General features: G+C 33.5%; 18 protein-coding genes. 15 read left to right on the top strand and 3 right to left on the bottom strand.

Annotated features, from left to right (window positions below; genetic code table 11):
- Positions 1-48: 48 nt before the first annotated feature.
- The 15 genes from IPJ23_05420 (at position 49) to IPJ23_05350 (ending at position 16,910) form a co-directional block, all read left to right on the top strand.
- Positions 49-1,026 (top strand): flavin reductase family protein, encoded by a 978-nt coding sequence (locus IPJ23_05420; protein ID MBK7630129.1) that lies wholly within the window; start codon positions 49-51, stop codon positions 1,024-1,026.
- A complete protein-coding gene (locus IPJ23_05415) occupies positions 1,023-2,987 on the top strand; it encodes an acetoacetate--CoA ligase (GenBank protein MBK7630128.1) in 1,965 nt (654 codons plus the stop codon). Before IPJ23_05420 ends, IPJ23_05415 begins: the two co-directional genes overlap by 4 nt.
- Positions 2,988-3,083: 96 nt before the next feature.
- Positions 3,084-3,584 carry a bacterioferritin gene (locus IPJ23_05410; protein ID MBK7630127.1) on the top strand — a complete coding sequence of 167 codons (501 nt, stop codon included), beginning with the start codon at positions 3,084-3,086 and terminating at the stop codon, positions 3,582-3,584.
- Between the two features lie 191 nt (positions 3,585-3,775).
- Complete coding sequence (locus tag IPJ23_05405; GenBank protein ID MBK7630126.1) at positions 3,776-4,333, top strand: molybdenum cofactor guanylyltransferase; 558 nt, start codon at positions 3,776-3,778, stop codon at positions 4,331-4,333.
- Positions 4,330-6,357: a hypothetical protein gene (locus tag IPJ23_05400; GenBank protein MBK7630125.1), complete on the top strand. Its 2,028-nt coding sequence runs from the start codon at positions 4,330-4,332 to the stop codon at positions 6,355-6,357. Before IPJ23_05405 ends, IPJ23_05400 begins: the two co-directional genes overlap by 4 nt.
- A 214-nt stretch (positions 6,358-6,571) precedes the next feature.
- Positions 6,572-7,018 carry a MerR family transcriptional regulator gene (locus tag IPJ23_05395; protein ID MBK7630124.1) on the top strand — a complete coding sequence of 149 codons (447 nt, stop codon included), beginning with the start codon at positions 6,572-6,574 and terminating at the stop codon, positions 7,016-7,018.
- A complete protein-coding gene (locus tag IPJ23_05390; GenBank protein MBK7630123.1) occupies positions 7,018-9,216 on the top strand; it encodes a molybdopterin-dependent oxidoreductase in 2,199 nt (732 codons plus the stop codon). Before IPJ23_05395 ends, IPJ23_05390 begins: the two co-directional genes overlap by 1 nt.
- 1 nt (position 9,217) lies before the next feature.
- Positions 9,218-9,757, top strand: a complete 540-nt coding sequence (locus IPJ23_05385) for a 4Fe-4S dicluster domain-containing protein (protein ID MBK7630122.1) — start codon at positions 9,218-9,220, stop codon at positions 9,755-9,757.
- Between the two features lie 12 nt (positions 9,758-9,769).
- Positions 9,770-10,726 carry a polysulfide reductase NrfD gene (gene nrfD, locus IPJ23_05380; GenBank protein MBK7630121.1) on the top strand — a complete coding sequence of 319 codons (957 nt, stop codon included), beginning with the start codon at positions 9,770-9,772 and terminating at the stop codon, positions 10,724-10,726.
- Between the two features lie 15 nt (positions 10,727-10,741).
- Positions 10,742-11,323: a YeeE/YedE family protein gene (locus tag IPJ23_05375; GenBank protein ID MBK7630120.1), complete on the top strand. Its 582-nt coding sequence runs from the start codon at positions 10,742-10,744 to the stop codon at positions 11,321-11,323.
- A complete protein-coding gene (locus IPJ23_05370) occupies positions 11,320-11,925 on the top strand; it encodes a YeeE/YedE family protein (GenBank protein MBK7630119.1) in 606 nt (201 codons plus the stop codon). The genes IPJ23_05375 and IPJ23_05370 overlap by 4 nt, the downstream gene beginning before the upstream one ends.
- The gene (locus IPJ23_05365) at positions 11,922-12,575 is read left to right on the top strand and encodes a rhodanese-like domain-containing protein (GenBank protein MBK7630118.1); all 654 of its coding nucleotides are present in this window, start codon (positions 11,922-11,924) and stop codon (positions 12,573-12,575) included. Before IPJ23_05370 ends, IPJ23_05365 begins: the two co-directional genes overlap by 4 nt.
- A gap of 186 nt (positions 12,576-12,761) precedes the next feature.
- Positions 12,762-14,057, top strand: a complete 1,296-nt coding sequence (locus IPJ23_05360; protein ID MBK7630117.1) for an outer membrane protein transport protein — start codon at positions 12,762-12,764, stop codon at positions 14,055-14,057.
- Between the two features lie 364 nt (positions 14,058-14,421).
- The gene (locus IPJ23_05355) at positions 14,422-16,539 is read left to right on the top strand and encodes a SpoIIE family protein phosphatase (protein MBK7630116.1); all 2,118 of its coding nucleotides are present in this window, start codon (positions 14,422-14,424) and stop codon (positions 16,537-16,539) included.
- Positions 16,540-16,577: 38 nt separating this feature from the next.
- Positions 16,578-16,910: an STAS domain-containing protein gene (locus IPJ23_05350; protein MBK7630115.1), complete on the top strand. Its 333-nt coding sequence runs from the start codon at positions 16,578-16,580 to the stop codon at positions 16,908-16,910.
- Positions 16,911-16,947: 37 nt separating this feature from the next.
- Here the strand turns inward: IPJ23_05350 and IPJ23_05345 are convergent, their stop codons facing one another.
- The 3 genes from IPJ23_05345 to IPJ23_05335 form a co-directional block, all read right to left on the bottom strand.
- Positions 16,948-17,253 (bottom strand): carboxymuconolactone decarboxylase family protein, encoded by a 306-nt coding sequence (locus IPJ23_05345; GenBank protein MBK7630114.1) that lies wholly within the window; start codon positions 17,251-17,253, stop codon positions 16,948-16,950.
- Between the two features lie 127 nt (positions 17,254-17,380).
- Complete coding sequence (locus IPJ23_05340) at positions 17,381-18,445, bottom strand: hypothetical protein (protein MBK7630113.1); 1,065 nt, start codon at positions 18,443-18,445, stop codon at positions 17,381-17,383.
- A 1-nt stretch (position 18,446) separates the two neighbouring features.
- The gene (locus IPJ23_05335; GenBank protein ID MBK7630112.1) at positions 18,447-18,764 is read right to left on the bottom strand and encodes a rhodanese-like domain-containing protein; all 318 of its coding nucleotides are present in this window, start codon (positions 18,762-18,764) and stop codon (positions 18,447-18,449) included.
- Between the last annotated feature and the right edge of the window lie 23 nt (positions 18,765-18,787).

The following is an 18,787-nucleotide window of genomic DNA, read 5'->3' as shown; positions in this document are numbered from 1 at the left end:
TACAGCGCTAATCAAAAGGCAAGTTAAGCGGCATTACACGGATTAAAAATGAAACATTATATACCGAAAGACTTATCAATTCCAGAAGTTCAAAGATTATTACAAGGCGGAGTTGGGCCACGCCCGATTGCATTAGCCTCAACTATTTCAAAAGAGGGAATCAATAATCTTTCACCTTTTTCGTTTTATAATGTGTTTGGTGCAAATCCACCTATAATAGCTTTCTCACCTTCACGAAGGGGAAAAGACGGTTCATTAAAAGATACTTATTTAAATATTATTGAAACTAAAGAATGTGTCGTTCAAGCTGTAACATATGCGATGGTTGAACAAGTTAGTCTTGCATCAACCGAGTACGAAACCGGAATTGATGAATTTGTAAAAAGTGGGTTAACTCCAATTGATTCGGATTTGGTAAAACCAAAAAGAGTTAAAGAATCTCCATTTCAAATGGAATGTAAATTATTAGATATGATGAGTTACGGAGATGGCGGCGCAGCGGCTAATATTGCAATCTGTGAAGTAATAAAAATACATGTTGATGAGGATATTTTTGTAAATGGATTGATTCACCCAAACAAAATTGATCTCATTGCGCGTATGTCCGGTGACTTTTATAGCCGTGCTTTTGGTAGTTCTATATTTGAAGTTGAAAAACCCATTGCGAAAAAAGGAATTGGATATGATAAAATTCCAGAGTTTATAAAAACTTCAACTGTCTATTCAGCAAACAACCTTGGTAAATTTGGAAACAGCGAAATAATACCTTCGGAAAAGTCCGTAACCGATTATATTAAAGAAGTTACTGAATTAACCTTACAAGATTATGAACAATCATTCTTAGCATTTAATCGGTATAAAAGAGATAAAAACTATTTAAATATGCTTAAGTATTTACTGATGGAATTTGAATTGGATCAAACACAGAAAAGAAACTTACTCGAAGAAACAGCAAAAATTGCATTAGAATCAAATCAAACTGATGTTGCATGGAAAATTGCTTTATTCTCAGGAAGAGAAAAATGAGTGATGAGAACATTCCTATTTGGATTCCATCGGATGAAAGAATAAGAAACAGCAATTTTCAAAAGTACTTTGCTTTCCTCACGTCTAATTACAAAAAAAACTTTGCATCATATTCAGAACTCTACAAATGGTCTATTGATGAAATTGAATCTTTTTGGAAATCTATTTGGGAATATTCAGAGATAATTCATTCTCAGACTTATTCAGTCGTGCTTGATAAAAGAGTTATGCCAGGTGCAGTTTGGTTTGAAAATTCCAGACTAAACTTTGCAGAAAATCTACTAAGGTTTACCGATGATAAATTTGCTCTGATTTCAATTCGAGAAAAACATCCAACAATAAAAATTACTTACGCTCAACTTTATAAATTAGTTGCACGATGTTCTGAGGGATTAAAAAGCCTTGGTGTTAAAAGTGGTGATAGGGTGGCAGGATTTGTAACAAACTATCCTGAGTCTGTAGTTGCAATGCTTGCTGCAACAAGTCTGGGAGCAATATGGAGTTCAACATCGCCGGATTTTGGAATTGAAGGTGTTTGTGATCGGTTTGGACAAATTGGACCAAAAGTACTTTTTGCAATTGAATCTTATAGTTATGCTGGTAAAAAGATTGAATGTAAAGCGAAAATAGATAAAATACAGAAGAATATTTCATCTATTGAGAAGGTTATTTTGATAAATGAATTTAATGATTTAAGTAATATATCTCCGCAGATAAGTTCTACAACTCATCAAAGTAATTTTATATATTTCAATGAGTTACTTAGGAATACCTCAAATGTAATATCTTTTGAACAACTGCCTTTTAATCATCCCATATATATAATGTATTCTTCAGGTACAACTGGAAAACCGAAGTGCATTGTTCACGGAGTAGGCGGAACATTGCTCCAGCATTTTAAGGAATTACATTTGCATACTGATGTAAAAAGAGAAGATAAAGTTGCATACTACACAACTTGTGGTTGGATGATGTGGAATTGGTTAATAAGTGGGTTGCAATTGGGAGCAAGCGTTGTCCTGATTGATGGAAGTCCAGTTTATCCTGATAATGAGATTCTTTGGAAGAAAATTGAAGAAGAGGGGATTTCAATATTTGGTACAAGTCCAAAGTATCTTTCAAGTATTGAAAAATCTAGTTTGATTCCAAAAGAAAAATTCAATCTTACAAGACTTAGAACAATTTTATCTACCGGCTCACCTTTGAGTGAAGAAAATTTTAAATGGGTTTATCAAAATGTTAAGTCAGACTTGCAACTTTCTTCAATATCCGGCGGTACAGATATTATTTCTTGCTTTATGCTTGGCTGCCCGATTCTTCCTGTTTACACTGGCGAGATTCAGTGTCGTGGATTAGGAATGAAAGTGGAAGCTTACGATGAAAATGGAATTTCTTTGGTTGATAAAAAGGGTGAACTTGTTTGTACTGAGCCTTTTCCTTCAAGTCCGGTTTATTTCTGGAATGATAAAGAAAATCATAAATATAGAAAAGCTTACTTTGAAAGATTTCCAAATGTTTGGCATCATGGCGATTTTATAAAAATCACAAAAAGTGGTGGAGTAATAGTTTACGGCAGGTCCGATGCAACTTTAAATCCCGGTGGTGTACGAATTGGCACAGCAGAAATTTACAGGATAGTAGAATCTATTGATGAAGTTTCGGATAGTTTAGTCATTGGACAAAATTTTAATAATGATGTTAGAATTATCCTGTTTGTTGTATTAAAAAATGATATCAAATTAAATGATGACTTAATTGAAAATATAAAGACGAAGATTAGAATCACTGCAACTCCAAGACACGTCCCTGCATTAATCCATCAAATAAAAGAAGTTCCTCATACAATAAGCGGCAAAAAAGTAGAACTTGCCGTAACAAGAATTCTTAACGGTGAGAAGGTTGATAATAAAGAAGCACTTGCAAATCCTGAATCTTTAGATCAGTTTTATAGAATCTCATAAGACCGGCACTTTTCAATCCAAATCTCTGAAACTAAATCAGATATTACTTATTTTAATATTAACAAAAATTAAAATTTATGTTTAGGAGAAATAAAAATGCACGAGAAAAGTGTTGAACTTTTAAACAAAGCAATTGCAGATGAATTATTTGCAGTTCATCAGTATATGTACTTCCATTTTTTATGTGATGATCAAGGCTATGATTTATTAGCCGGATTGTTCAAGCGCACTGCAATTGATGAGATGCTGCACGTTGAAAAACTTGCAGAAAGAATTCTATTCTTAAAAGGTGAAGTTGAAATGAAGGTCGGTGGAGAAGTGGAAAAAATAAAAGATGTTGCAAAGATGTTAGAGAAAGCAGCAAATATGGAGCAGGAAAGTGCACGCGATTATAATCTTTGGGCAAATCAATCATCAGCTAATGCCGATTCAGCAACAAAACAAATATTTGAAGGTTTAGTGGCAGATGAAGAAAGACATTTTGATCAATATGATACCGAAGCTGATAATCTCAAAAAGTTTGGTGACAGATATCTTGCACTTCAATCAATCGAAAGAAGTAAAAATCTTTCTGCTACTGGAAGACCTGTAGAATAATAAACACAACAAAATTTCAAGTAGATATTTTAAAGTCTAAATCTGTCAGTCTGAGCTTGTCGAGGACTGACATTTTATTTTACGGTCACACTTCGACAGGCTCAATGTGACAGGAAAATATTTTAACAATATGTAAATGTATGATTAAAGATATAACGGGAATAATTCTGTGCGGGGGTAAGAGTTCACGAATGCAGACTGACAAAGCTTTGTTAAAGTTTGGAGATATTACTGTAATAGAATTAATTACTGTTAAAATGAAACAGATATTTAAGCAAGTAATTATAAGTGCAAATAATGAAATTAATTATTCATTTCTAAACCTACCCATTATACTAGATGAGTTTATTGATAAAGGTCCACTTTCAGGATTACATGCTTCAATTAAATCTTCCGGTACAGAAAAGAATTTTGTGATCTCCTGTGATATGCCTTTAATTTCATCAGAGATGATAAATTTCCTTGCGGAATATGATTCAGAAAAAGAAATAATTTTACCCACAGCACATGGTAAAGTCCAGCAGTTATGTGGAGTATATTCAAAATCAGTTAATACTGAAATTGAAAAAATATTTAATCTATCAGAAGCTGATAAAAATATAAAAGGAAGTATTTTTGAATTGCTGGAAGAAGTTTCAACGGAATTTGTTGATGTCGAGAGCCTTCCTTTTTATGATAAAAATATTTTCCTAAATATGAATACACAACAAGATTACGAGTTGATTAAAAATATTTATGTGATGAAGTGAAATCGATTTATAAAAATTCAGTTCTTGTTATCATACTGTTTGTGGCTGTTTATTTTGTTGCAAACCATTTAGGTGATAAATATTTTATCAACAGAACATTTAATGGTTGTGTTGATTGCCACGATGATATGATTGGTTTTGAACAATCACATTCGCCCGATATTGTTGGATGTAACGCTTGTCATTTAGGAAATCCAAGTACTACAAACAAAACTCTCGCACATCAAAATATGATTTTAATTCCTGGTAATGTTTCTGATTCCAAGCAAACATGCGGAGTAACAACTTGTCATCCCGGTATTCCAGAACGAATTGAAAAATCTTTGATGAACACAATGAGCGGAGTGATTTCCGTAAATCGTTATGCATTTGAAGAAATTGAAAAACCTGAAGGACTTTTTAATGTAAAAGATCTAACACAATCAAACGCAGATAATCACAACAGAAATCTTTGTGCATCCTGCCATTTAGGAAATGAAAAGTCGGAATGGGGAGCTATCAATGAAATGTCTCGCGGCGGCGGATGTAATGCGTGCCATCTGAACTACAACAATGAAGCAATGGAGCAATTGAACAGTTACTTGAATTCAAAATTAAAAATTAAAAATTCAAAAATAGAAAAAAAATTATATTCACAGCTTCCTAAGATTCATCCGCAATTGACTTTACAAATTTCAAACAATCATTGTTTTGGTTGTCATAGCCGTTCGGGTAGAATTTCAACAAATTATGAAGGATGGTTTGAAACATTACTTTCTTTGGATGAGGTAAAATCATTAAGTCATTCCGAACTCGTTTCGGAATCTAAAAGGATGAACCTGAAACAAGTTCAAGTTGACAATAAAATATTTAGACTTTTAAAGGATGGCAGGGTTTTTCAAAAAACAAAAGATGATGTCCATCATAAAGGCGGAATGGAATGTATTGATTGCCATGTATCCAGGGAAATAATGGGTGATGGAAATTCTTATCAGCATATGGATGAACAGCTTAAAGTTCAGTGTATTGATTGTCATACGAATGAAAATCGTTCTGTTAGTTATAGTGAACTTGATTTCGAATCAAAAAAAATTGTTGATTTGAGAAATTCCAATCAAGAAAACACAAAGTTTTTAATTACTAAGAAATCAAATATTCCATTGATTAACACTTATATAAATTCTGCTGAACAAAAATATTTAATTACAAAAGCTGCAAAGAAAAAATTATCTTTAAATCCACCTGCAAAAATATGTAGTGAAGGAAAATCACACAGCAGATTATCTTGCAATAGTTGTCACACGGAATGGGTCTCTCATTGCGCTGGATGCCATACAGAATTTGATCCAAATCTTGAAGGATTTGATTTACTTGATAATAGAGATATTGTTGGAAGCTGGAATGAAAGCCCATCAGATTTTTATGTCGATTATCCCGTACTTGGTGTAAGAAAAGAAAAATCCGGTAAAGAAGTGATTGATACTTTTATTCCTGGCATGGTGATGACAATTGATAAATTTAGAAATACACAGAAAAAAATATTTAAGAGACTGTTCGCACCAACATTTTCACACACAATTAATAAGGAGGGAAGAAGTTGCAAATCCTGTCATAACAATCCTCTCGCACTAGGTTATGGAAAAGGGAAATTGAACTTTATCATCATGAACGAAAAAACTCATCTTCAAACTGAACTTGTTTCAGCTTCTTCAGATTTAGAAAACAGACTTGAGATTCCGAAAAACGTTCAGAATGACAATTCAAATTATTCTGGCAGCTGGAGTTTTGAACCACAATTTGAAAATCACAAAGAGGATAATCTACCAAAAGATGCCTGGATTGGATTTCTTAAAACAAGAAATGAAACTTCGACAACCCGGACTTACACAAGACCATTTACTGTTAAAGAACAAAAAAGAATCTTACTTGTCGGTGCATGCCTAACATGTCATGAAGCAAATTCTAGAGTAATAAAAGAAACTCTTATTAATTTTGAATACTCACTAAAAAAAATCAGTACTAAATGTGTTTTACCCTCCAATTAGTTGTTAGCACTAAATTATTCTATCGATTTAAGAGTGGTTGCAATACACTATTAAATGTGATTTAGTAATTCTAATATTTTAGAAATTATAACGTTATTCTCTAATAGATGATAATCGATTTTTTAGAATCATTAGAAAATTTAACGTAATCAAAGAAATTCATTGGCAAAAAAGTTGGTATTTATAAATATCAACTTTAAATGCTGTATTCTTAATGCTTAACGATGTACCGAACAACGAACCAATTTTTCCTATACGAACTGCTGCAAAGCTTTTAAATATTTCTGTCCATACACTTAGAATGTATGAAAAAGAAAATTTAATACTTCCGTATAAAAAATCCACAAACCACCGTCTTTATTCCCAAACTGATATTGATAGGATTATTTGTATTCGCTCTGCAATTAATGAATCAAAAATCAGCATAAATGGAATTAAGACAATTTACTCTATGATGCCCTGTTGGGAAGTGATTAACTGTTCCAAAGCTGATCGAAGTAGATGCAGCGCATATTTAAATCATAGTGGACCTTGTTGGGCTGTAAAGGGCGAAGATACGATTTGTGCTACAAAAGATTGCAGAAACTGTAATGTCTATCAAGATTATGGTGAATGTGGAAGTATCAAGAATTTCATACGAAATAAATTAAAGAGTTTATAATGAATTCATTGTCAAGAAGAAAATTTTTAAAGATTTCTGGAGCAACAATTGCTACGGCCGCTGTATTGGCTGGTTCAGCAAAAACAGTTGTTAGTGCAGCTGAGAGTTATTCTAAGAAAAAAGGTTTACAAATTATTCCAAGTTATTGTGATTTATGCTTCTGGAAATGCGGATTATTAGCATACGTAAAAGACGGTGAGCTTTGGAAAGTAGAAGGAAATCCTAAAGATCCATTAAGTAATGGAAGACTTTGCCCAAGAGGCACTGGCGGCGTTGGAGCACATTACGATAAAGAAAGACTAAAGTCCCCATTGATTAGAAAAAGTGAACGTGGTGAGGAAAAATGGGTTGAAGTAACCTGGAATGAAGCATTTGATTTTATTGTTGAAAAAATGAATAAAATTAAATCTGCTTATGGTCCTGAATCAATAGCTTTGTTCTCTCATGGAATTGGCGGCAGTTTTTTTAAGCATATGATGAGGGCATACGGATCGCCTAACGAAACTGCCCCAAGCTTTGCTCAATGCCGTGGTCCTCGTGAAACAGGTTTTGAATTAACTTTTGGAGATGTCGTAGGATCGCCCGAAAGAACAGATATTGAAAACGCAAAATGTATTGTTCTGATAGGATCACATCTTGGCGAGAACATGCACAATACACAAGTGCAAGAATTTTCTCACGCAGTTGAAAAACATGCTTCTATCATAGTTGTTGATCCAAGATTTTCAGTTGCAGCCGGTAAGGCAAAATATTATTTGCCTATCAAACCCGGAACCGATATTGCATTGCTACTTGCCTGGATGGGTGTAATTGTAAGAGAAAAACTTTACGATGTTGATTATGTTAATAAATATGGCTTTGGCTTTGAAAATTTTGCAGCTGAAGTTTCTGAATACACACCTGAATGGGCTTACATTGAAACCGGAATAGAACCTGATGTAATACGTGAGACTGCAAGGGAAATGGCTCGTTATAAACCTGCAACTCTAATTCATCCCGGAAGACATGCAACCTGGTATGGTGATGATACTCAACGCAGTAGAGCGATTGCTTTATTAAATGCACTGTTAGGAAGTTGGGGAAGAAAAGGTGGTTTTTATGTTCCTCATTCATACTCAATTCCAAAGTATCCATATCCAAAATATTCAGAACTAAAAAAAGGACCTGTTGATAATCCAAATAAAAAATATCCATTTGCTGCCGGGGAGCAAATTTCAACTGGAATTCGTGAAACCACGATTACTGGTAGTCCATATCCTATTAAGGGCTGGTTTATTTATGCAACCAATTTAATGCAAGCATTGCCTAACCGAGATGAAACTATTAAAGCTATACAGAACTTAGACTTAATGGTTGTAGTTGATGTTATCCCAAGTGAAATTGCTGGCTGGGCAGATGTAGTTTTACCTGAGTCGGTTTATTTAGAAAGGTATGATGATTTAAATGCCTCACCATTCAGAGAGAGTTTTGTTGGAATTAGACAACCGGTAATCGAAGAACCAAATGATCAGAAACCAAATTGGTGGATGGCAAAAAAACTTGGTGAAAAACTCGGGTTGGGAGCATACTTCCCGTGGAAGAATATTGAAGAGTATTTAGATACAAGATTAAAATCAGCCGGGAATTCGCTTGAAGAATTAAAACGCGAAGGAATAATAAAAGGAACTACCCAACCAATTTACTTTGAAGATGGTGTAGAACCTGAGTTTTACACACCTTCCGGTAAAATAGAATTTTACTCTACACAATTAGCTGCTGCAGGCTTTGATCCAGTTCCAAAATATACAAAACATCCAGAGCCACCGGCAGGATATTTTAGGTTACTTTATGGAAGAGCTCCCGTTCACACATTTAGTAAAACTCAATCAAATCCATTACTAAGAGATATGATGAGCGAAAATGAATTATGGGTGAATGCGGATGTTATTCAAAGATATGGATTAAAGAATGGTGATAAAATTAAATTGAAAAATCAGGACGGCGTTGTTGCCGATCCAATAAAAATAAAAGCCACTGAAAGAATTAGACAAGATTGCGTTTATATGGTGCACGGATTTGGTCAAAAATCACGACAACTTAGAAGCACATATAAAAAAGGTGCAAGCGATGCGGAACTTGTTACGAAGTACAACACAGATCCTTTGATGGGTGGAACCGGAATGAATGTGAACTTTGTAACTTTTGAAATGGAGGTGTAGGATGCCAAGATTCGGAATGGTAATAGATACTCGTAAATGTGTTGGATGTCAGGATTGCGTAATTGCATGCAAAACAGAAAATAATATTCCAGAAGGTTACAATAGAGATTGGATTATAACTGAATCTCACGGAAAATTTCCTGATATACAAATGGAAATCAGAACGGAAAGATGTAATCATTGTTCTGAAACTCCATGTGTGAGTTGCTGTCCAACCGGCGCAAGCCATATTCACGATGTTGGTGGTGTTGTACTGGTAACACACGATGTTTGTATTGGATGTAAAGCCTGTATTGAAGCTTGCCCATATGACGCAAGATTTGCTCATCCAGATGGTTATGCTGACAAATGTACATTTTGTATTCACAGAGTTGAAAAAGGTGAGAATCCTGCTTGCGTTGAAGTGTGTCCAACTTATTGTATGTACTTTGGTGATTTAGAAGATCCGAATAGTGAAGTAAGTAAACTTTTAAAATCACGTAAGTGGCATGTTAATCTTACTGATGCAGGAACACAACCAAATATCTTTTATTTAGTGTAGGAAATTTTTGCAATGAACGAATTATTAGAACTAACAACCACAAGACATAATCCACACGTTGATCCAGTGATGGCTATGTGGGAATGGCAAATTCCTGTTTATCTTTTTTTAGGTGGAATGGTTGCCGGAATGATGATTATTTCTGGTTACTTTTTATTTACTAATAGGCATAAAGAAAGTAATTGTTCCTGTTTCTTTATTCCTATTGTAAGTGTGGTCTTATTAAGTCTTGGGATGTTTGCATTATTTTTAGATTTATCGCACAAACTTTACGTGTGGAGATTATATACAACTTTTCAATTTACCTCGCCGATGTCTTGGGGCGCATGGATTTTAATTTTAGTTTATCCTGCACTAATTGCAAATATCTTAATTCGTCCCGCAAAATGGATGACAGAAAAAGTACCAAAACTTTTGGAGTACAGCAAAAAAATAAATGAGCATCCCTTTCTGGTTAAGAATATCGGAATAACAAATATGATTCTTGGAATGATGCTAGGAGCATATACGGGCGTGTTATTAAGTACCATGGGTTCAAGACCGTTATGGAATACATCTTTACTATGGGTCCTTTTTCTTGTGTCGGGATTATCCGCCGCGGCGGCATTTGTACATTTGTTTGCAAAGAATAAATACGAAAGTGAATTACTTGCAAAAGCGGATAACGGATTTTTGATTATAGAATTATTTGTATTTGTAATGATATTTCTTGGTTTACTTTCATCGGCAAAACCGCATATAGAAGCCGCCCAGCTTTTACTTAACGGAGCTTATGCCCCTGTGTTTTGGGTTTTTGTAATTGGCATTGGAATAATAATTCCACTTTTTATTCAACTACTTGCAGTCAATCACAAAATTAAACACACAGCAATTGCACCAATTCTTGTAATTGTTGGCGGGTTGATTTTACGATTTGTAATTGTCTCGGCTGGACAGTACAGCCACTGGTTTAACGCACATTTTCATTAACGGAGATTTAATAAAATGACATCATTAACTAAAACTTTCACCAAAGCTTTTGAAAAAGATGAAAGTCATGTTCATATCGAAATAAAAGCAAAACCATATTCAAATCCATACTTGGTTGGTATTGGGCTTGGACTAGTGTTGCTAGCGGCATTTGTAATTATGGGCAGAGGACTCGGTGCTTCAGGTGCTGTCTCAACAGCAGTTGCCGTAACTGTAAACACTATTGCACCATCACATGCTTCAGGTAATCAATTCTACACCGAATATTTAGGAGATGGAAAAACAAGTCCATTCAAAGACTGGTTGGTATTTGAAGTACTTGGGGTTATTGCAGGTGGATTTTTATCTGGTTCACTAGCGCATCGTGTAAAAAAAGGAGTTGATAAAGGACCGAGAGTTTCAAATCGAACCAGATTAATTTACGCTTTTGTTGGTGGTGGTCTGATGGGGTTCGGTGCTAAACTTGCTCGCGGCTGCACCAGTGGACAGGCTTTATCAGGTGGAGCAATTCTAAATCTTGGAAGCTGGGCTTTTATGATGATGGTTTTTGCTGGCGGATATGCCGCTGCATATTTTTTAAGGAGGCAATGGTTATGAACGCACCATTTTATAAATTTAATTTATTCGGATTTGATGTAAGTCTTATTATCGCTTTTGCAATTGGTATCGGTTTTGGATTTATGTTAGAACGCGGTGGCTTTGGAAGTGCGAGAATTCTAGCTGCACAATTTTATTTGGGCAATATGCGCGTTCTTAAAGTAATGTTCACAGCAATTGTAACTGCAATGCTTGGGATATTTTATTTATCGGTTATTGGTTATTTAGATTTATCACTTATTTATGTAAGTAACACATACATACTCCCACAAGTTTTAGGTGGACTGATTCTCGGAGTTGGATTTGTTATCGGCGGCTATTGTCCAGGCACATCAATGGTGGCTTTTTCAACAGGTAAGATTGATGGACTCGTTTATGTTCTTGGTGTTGCATTTGGAATTTTTGTTTTTGGTGAGATGTTCCCGATGCTTGAAGGATTTTTCAATTCAACAGATCTGGGTAAGCAAACCCTTCCATCATTTCTTGGTCTTTCTTATGGCTTAGTTGTTTTTCTTGTTGTTGTTATGGCAATCGGGGCTTTTATTGCTGCTGAATGGAGTGAGAAAAAATTTGCTGATAGAAATCCGGAGAAAAGTATATGAAAAAGTTTTTCTCTGAATTATCCACTAATAAAAAATTAGCAATATTTGGTTTTATGCTTGGTTTATTTGCTTTAACTGCTGGAAACCCATATGGTGGAACTTCAATTAAGGTAAATGAAAAAGAGCTCGCTCTATCTACAGTTGGAAATTCCGATAAAGTTTTGGTTACAGATTTAGCTGATTGGATTATCAAAGCTAAAGCAGATTATGAACTTGTAGATTTAAGAAGTGAAGAAAAATACTCTGAATACACAATTCCAAATTCACAATGCATTCCGATAGCACAATTACCTCAATCAGAATTATTTCGAAATCAAAAAATAGTGTTGTTTTCTGATGATAATATTGATGCTGCGAAAGCTTGGTTTATACTCAAATCTAAAGGCTACAAAGGTGTTTATATTTTAGATGGTGGCTTGGATGTCTGGAAAGAAAAAGTTCTTTTCCCTAAAACTCCAATAAACGGAAGTGAAAAAGAAATTGCACAATTTGAAAAGATGAAAGAAGTTGCAACTTATTTTGGTGGTCAAGCTCAAACAGATTCATCTTCAACAGAAATAAAGCAGCAAATTAGTTTGCCTACAACAAACTTAAACTCAACACAAGTTACAGTGCCAAAAGGAAAGAAAAAGAAAAGGGAAGGCTGCTAATTCAATGTACAATGATCAATTAACAATGTACAATTAAAGACAGGTGTGTTATTTCGATTTTGACTTTGCCTGTCGGCAGACAGGTTCATCGGAAGAGAAATCTAAAAATAAGTAAATAATTTTAACAGTGTTATCAAATTACAGTTCTATAAAATATAGTGATTTCATTAAATCAGAGGAGATAAAATGAAAAAAATGTTTCTTGTTCTACTCGTTATGTTTGGATTTACATTTCAAACAGCATTTGCAACAGACGGTTATTACCGTCATGGTTACGGAATTAAGTATTCGGCACTTGCAGGTTCAGGTGTTGCAGTATCTTTAAGTTCACTGGGTGCTATAACAAATCCAGCATCTATTTCATATTTAAATAATGGATTTGAAATTAACGTTTCATATTTCAGTCCCGACAGGTATTACGAAGTTGGCGGAAATCCAAGTATGTTTCCTGGTACATTTGGTCTTATGCCCGGTAAAGTAGAAAGTGAACAAAAAGGATTTATATTCCCAACTTTAGGTGCAAATATGAATCTTACATCAAAGTTTTCTATTGCTTTATCTCTTTATGGCAATGGCGGAATGAACACTGATTATTCAACAATGACATTTGGTGATCCAAATTCACCTGGAACCGGAGTAAACTTAGAACAAATGTTTGGCAACCTAACATTCGCTTATAAATTATCAAAAAAACATGCTCTTGGTGTTGCTGGTATAGTTGGATGGCAAAGATTTGCTGCAAAAGGACTTTTTGCATTCAGCGGTTTCTCAAGTGATGCAGCTAATTTAACCGGAAACGCTCAATCAACTGCATTAGGTTTTGGATTTAAAGTCGGTTATCAGGGACAATGGTTAGACGATTTAAGATTCGGCGCTTCATATCAATCAAAAATTTATATGAGCGAATTTGAAAGATACGCAGGACTATTTGCACAAGCCGGTGATTTTGATGTTCCTGCAAACTGGCAAGCTGGTATTGCTTTTACACCAGGCGATTGGAAATTTATGGTTGACGTAAAACAAATTCTTTATAGTCAAGTTAAATCCATTGCTAACCCAATGGACTTAGTCGCCAATTCACCTATGCTGCCTAATGGCAGCCCAAATCCAAACTTTAATGCCTTAGGTTCAGAAGATGGCTGGGGATTTGGCTGGAAAGATGTTTTTGCGATTAAATATGGTATCATGTATTCAGGTTTTTGTGGATGGGATTTAATGGCTGGATATTCATTCAATCAGAATCCTGTAACAGAAGAAAACGTAATGTTTAATATACTTGCACCAGCAGTAATTCAGAATCATTTAACATTTGGTGTAACTAAACAAATAGCCAATAAAAATGAAATTACGGTTGCATTTATGTATGCATTTGAAAACTCAGTAAAAGGACCAAATAAATTAGAAGCACCGAATCAGCAAACGATTGAAATTGGAATGAAACAATGGCAGATCGAAGTTGGTTATACTTTCAGCAGTTTCTAATTATAATTTCTAATAGTCTATAAAAGGGCATCTCAGTGATGCCCTTTTATTATTACATACTTTAAATATTACAACTCCAGTTATTATTTACAATTACGCTGGTAATTTTATTTATGGTAAATCACTGAAATTTTTTTTATAAACTTCTTTTATAATTTAAAAGAGTAGTGCCTAGCGTATTTTAAGAATAAAAATTTAAAATTATTTTCTAAATTTTATTGCTTAATAAATCTGTTAAATAGTAATAATTAGCTGAAAATAATCAAAAAGATCATTGGATTTATTCTGAACTATATTTATGTTAAAATAAATAATGCAATCTATTTAAGCTAATCTATTATCTAAAAACATCAATTTAAATTAAATGAATCGCTTCCTTCAGCTGCTAATTATTTCTTTCATTTTATTCTTTGCAAATATTTATGCTCAATCAAAAGATGCATTATTTATTTCCGAAGAATCCTTAATGACTGGAACTTTCTATGGAAGCTTTGGCTTCTATTTAGCTGCGCCTAGCTCGCTACCTGTAGATGAGATTAAATGGCGATATTCCCCGGGTGATGATACTTTGTGGGCAGAACCAAATTATGATGATAGTAAATGGGAATTAGTGGATCCCTGGATGGATATGTTAAAACCAGAAGCAGAAAAATGGAATGGGATTGGGTGGTTCAGGAAAGTAATAAAAATTGATTCAACTCTTTTAAATAAAACTATTGGTGCTTATATCCATCAAGATGGCGCTTCTGAGATTTATCTTAACGGGAAAAAGATTTTTGAATTTGGAAAAGTAAGTAAGAATAAAGCAGATGAAGAGTTTTTTGATCCATTCAATACACCCTTTGTTTTTTCTTTTGATTCAAATACGGTATATACAATAGCTGTGCGGTACTCAAACCATAGTCACTTAGGTTGGGAATATTTCTATAATAAATTTTTTAGCCATTTAGGTTTTTCTATAAGTATTTTTGACTTCAATAATAATATCAAATCAGAACTTGTTCTTAAACAAGAAAGAACTTCAACCGATTGGGGAATAAACGGATTTACTCTTGCATTCTCACTAATATTTTTTCTACTTTATTTTTTCTATTTGAAACAAAAACAAAATCTCTACTTTGCGCTTTTTGTTTTCGGAATCTTTTTAATGTCAGCTTCGACTGATTTACAATTTATAGGAAATCCAGCTCTAAAGCTTGTGGCTATTTATAGAATAGTACAATTCATTGCATTTTCGTTAGTCTTTACTTTTTTCCTCTTGTTCATTTACGAATCTGTCTATAAGCGGATTATTAAATTATTCTGGCTTTTCTTAACTGCTTTCATCGTCATTAATGTTTTTGCTTTCTTTGGCACAGTAGGAATTTTTGATAATATCATGCCTTTTGCTATTGTAATTGCGATAATGACAATTGAAAGTATCAGAGTTTTTGTAATAGGTATTATAAGAAAAGTAAATAATATATGGATTTTATCAGTTGGAGCTATTTTATTCCTGGTATTTGTATTAGGACAAATATTAATTATTCCTCAACTTCCAGAAACTGTATTGGAGTCAATTGCTTCTGTGACAATGGTATTGACGATTACTATACTTCCCATCTTTATGGCTATATATCTTGCAAAATCTTACGGTAAAACTCAAAGTGATCTGGAAGAAAAAATTGTGACCGTGCAAGAACTTTCAGATAAACAAATTGAACAGGAAAGACAAAATGCTGAACTAAAATTAATGGCTCAATTAGAAAGAGCAGAGAATGAACGAAAAACCAAAGAACTTGATCAGGCACGTAAACTACAACTTTCTATGCTCCCAAAAGAAATACCAACTTTACCAAATCTTGACATAGCAGTTTATATGAAAACAGCTACAGAAGTTGGTGGCGACTATTATGATTTTCATTTATCTGACAAAAATACTTTGACTGCAGTTGTTGGTGATGCAACTGGTCATGGATTAAATGCTGGTATGCTGGTTAGTGTCTCCAAAGGATTATTTTTAAATTTATCTCCACAACCGGATCTTGATAATATAATTTCACAATTCAATAATTCACTAATTTCAATGAAGCTACAACCAATGTATATGTCTCTTCATTTTCTTAGAATTAGTAATAATCAATTGCAGGTAGTTGGTGCAGGAATGCCCCCAATATTATATTATCAAAGCAGCACAAAAAATATTATTGAAATAGAATCCGGTGGCCCACCATTAGGCGGATTTCCAAATTTTAAGTATGAGCTATACAATTACGAACTTTTTAAAGGTGATATTATACTTGTGCTTACGGATGGTATTGCTGAAAGAATGAATGTAAAGAAACAAATATTTGGGTGGGATAAAGGGAAAAAATTGCTTTTTAATATGAAAGACCTATCTGCTAATGAAATAATCAGAGAAATAATAAAGATAAATGATGAATGGGCAGAGAACAAAGAGCAAGAGGATGATATTACTATGGTTGCATTAAAAGTGAAATAATATTTAACTTAAACTGTAAAAAGTAAAAGGAAATTATAATGAAAGTAAAAACTAAAGAAACTGAGAAAGCTGTAATCATTAACCTGGAAGGTGAAATGATGTTAGGGTATGAGGCTAACGATTTTCATGAGGCTATACAATCGAGTCTTGGGAATAATAAGAAAACTATTATTGTTGATCTAAGTGAAGTGAAGTTTATATCTAGTTGGGGTATCGGAATATTAATCTATGGTTATACCACAGCAACAAACCAAGGAAGTAATTTTAAATTAGCTGCCGTTCCTGAGAATATAATGGAGACACTTCAAAAAGTTAAAGTGGATATTATATTTCAAAAATATGATTCAGTTGAAGAAGCATTAAAAGATTAGTCAAGTAACTCTTTTTTAGAATTAAAATATTTACGTTTTAAATAATATCATCAACCCAACTCATAGCTGCCATAGTAGGTGGTAACCCTATTGTTGGCAAAGCAAGCAAAACTGTTTGTCTTATTTCTTCTTTTGTAATCCCAAGTTCTATTGCTTTTCTAGTATGAGAATGGACGGCACCCTCTAATCCTGCTCCTGTTGAGATAGCAAGTTTTATCAACGCTCGTGTTTTATCATCAAGAGGACCAGAATTATGGACTGCTTTTCCAAGCTGCTCATAGGCATTTGCAACCTCTGGGTAGTCCTTCTGAAACTTTTCAAATCGTTTTGGTAATTGTGACATTTGAGATCTCCTTTAAGAATAAATATTAAAAATACTAAAACTGTAATTGAGTTTAAGTTAATTCCACAAAAGTGGAAAACTACTAAGAACCTTTGAGATTCCGTATCAAATACGAAATGACAATCTGTTATTTAATTAATATTAAATAATAAAATGAAGTTGATAAAAAATAATGAATTCTTTTTAATCCTGCTTTACTCTGTGAATTTTTCCAGCAATAAGATAAAATCTTTCTGAACTGGGGAAACATGTTGATCATCTCATCAATTTCTTTTGCATAAATAGATTTTTTATTTGATAAATATTTATTAAAAACTTTTTTTACAATCGGAGCAAGCAGCACATACCAAATAAAAGTAAGCACAACAGACCTGATAAGCATTATTATAATGTCAATCCCAGCAATATTGGTATTTGTAGGGGATAAGTATGTGAAAATTAAAACAGCTATTGAAACTGCAAGTACAATAATCCCGGTTGGTCGAAATAGCCAGCTTTTCTTTTTCTTCTTTTTGTCTTTACGAGGAATCTCATTTTCTGATCCATCCAAAATATTATTTGGTATTTGCTGAGAATAATATTTTAGTATTTTTGGCAGCCTGCCTGCATAAAATCCAATAAATATTCCGGCCAAAATATGTATTGATACATAAATACCCATCAACAAATATCCATAATGCACATCGGGATAAATGCCTAAACTTAAAAACTCTTTTAACACTTGGTTTATAAAAATATTAATTGATTTCCACAAAGTATTCCCGAATAGAATAGTAAGCACAACAATTTTTTGTATCCCTGAAAAAAACAGTGTCAATATCCCAAGCATTAAGGCAGACGAGCGATAAAATTTTTTTGAAAAAAATAATAAGTAGCCGAGTAAGCCTTGTAAACTAACTGCAAAGTATGCGGTTAATGGTGAATGAGGACTTACTAGTGCTTTAATTAAAATTACAATTAATGTTGATTTTAGAATATCTTTACTGTTTTTAGAAAACAATGCAATCAACGAAATGAAAAGGACTGCTGCTGCATTTATAAATAAACCACGAAAGGGAATTGTAAGTGCATGAAGTATTCCGCCAAATGCGGATTCGCTAAAAGCCCAAAGTGCGGTTAATTTAAGAATGGAGATTTGATAGTTGTAAGAAATGCCTTCTAATTCTGAAATTATTTTATTTGAAAAATTCAAACTACTTTTCAAGTTTTTCTGTCCAGGAAAGTATTCCTTCTTCAAGATGATGAACATTTGTAAAACCTTGCTCAAGCATAAAAACACCAGCATAATAACTTCTGTTTCCGCTTCTGCAGTAAATGTAATACTTTTTTTCTTTATCCAACTTTGTAATTTTTTCAGAAAAAGTTGGATTGTAAATATCGATTAACAGAGAATTTGGAATATGTCCATCATTAAATTCTTGAGGTGTGCGTACGTCAATTATAACAGCCGAATTATCATTTATAATTTTATCAGAAAAGTCAGGTGCACTAAGATTTATAACATCGTTCATTTTTATCCAAATATTTATTGCAA

The sequence above is a fragment of the Ignavibacteriales bacterium genome (assembly GCA_016709765.1).
Classification (GTDB): domain Bacteria; phylum Bacteroidota; class Ignavibacteria; order Ignavibacteriales; family Ignavibacteriaceae; genus IGN3.
Note: the sequence above shows the minus strand (reverse complement) of the source record. Positions and strands in the feature narration are given on the sequence as shown.

Bases quoted from the DNA above. Each gene is read 5' to 3' on its own strand.
- IPJ23_05365 (MBK7630118.1), top strand. From the start codon at position 11,922: ATGAAAAAGTTTTTCTCTGAATTATCCACTAATAAAAAATTAGCAATA.
- IPJ23_05335 (MBK7630112.1), bottom strand. From the start codon at position 18,764: ATGAACGATGTTATAAATCTTAGTGCACCTGACTTTTCTGATAAAATT.
- IPJ23_05395 (MBK7630124.1), top strand. From the start codon at position 6,572: ATGCTTAACGATGTACCGAACAACGAACCAATTTTTCCTATACGAACT.
- IPJ23_05370 (MBK7630119.1), top strand. From the start codon at position 11,320: ATGAACGCACCATTTTATAAATTTAATTTATTCGGATTTGATGTAAGT.
- nrfD (MBK7630121.1), top strand. From the start codon at position 9,770: ATGAACGAATTATTAGAACTAACAACCACAAGACATAATCCACACGTT.
- IPJ23_05355 (MBK7630116.1), top strand. From the start codon at position 14,422: ATGAATCGCTTCCTTCAGCTGCTAATTATTTCTTTCATTTTATTCTTT.
- IPJ23_05415 (MBK7630128.1), top strand. From the start codon at position 1,023: ATGAGTGATGAGAACATTCCTATTTGGATTCCATCGGATGAAAGAATA.
- IPJ23_05375 (MBK7630120.1), top strand. From the start codon at position 10,742: ATGACATCATTAACTAAAACTTTCACCAAAGCTTTTGAAAAAGATGAA.
- IPJ23_05345 (MBK7630114.1), bottom strand. From the start codon at position 17,253: ATGTCACAATTACCAAAACGATTTGAAAAGTTTCAGAAGGACTACCCA.
- IPJ23_05410 (MBK7630127.1), top strand. From the start codon at position 3,084: ATGCACGAGAAAAGTGTTGAACTTTTAAACAAAGCAATTGCAGATGAA.
- IPJ23_05420 (MBK7630129.1), top strand. From the start codon at position 49: ATGAAACATTATATACCGAAAGACTTATCAATTCCAGAAGTTCAAAGA.
- IPJ23_05385 (MBK7630122.1), top strand. From the start codon at position 9,218: ATGCCAAGATTCGGAATGGTAATAGATACTCGTAAATGTGTTGGATGT.
- IPJ23_05350 (MBK7630115.1), top strand. From the start codon at position 16,578: ATGAAAGTAAAAACTAAAGAAACTGAGAAAGCTGTAATCATTAACCTG.
- IPJ23_05360 (MBK7630117.1), top strand. From the start codon at position 12,762: ATGAAAAAAATGTTTCTTGTTCTACTCGTTATGTTTGGATTTACATTT.
- IPJ23_05390 (MBK7630123.1), top strand. From the start codon at position 7,018: ATGAATTCATTGTCAAGAAGAAAATTTTTAAAGATTTCTGGAGCAACA.
- IPJ23_05405 (MBK7630126.1), top strand. From the start codon at position 3,776: ATGCAGACTGACAAAGCTTTGTTAAAGTTTGGAGATATTACTGTAATA.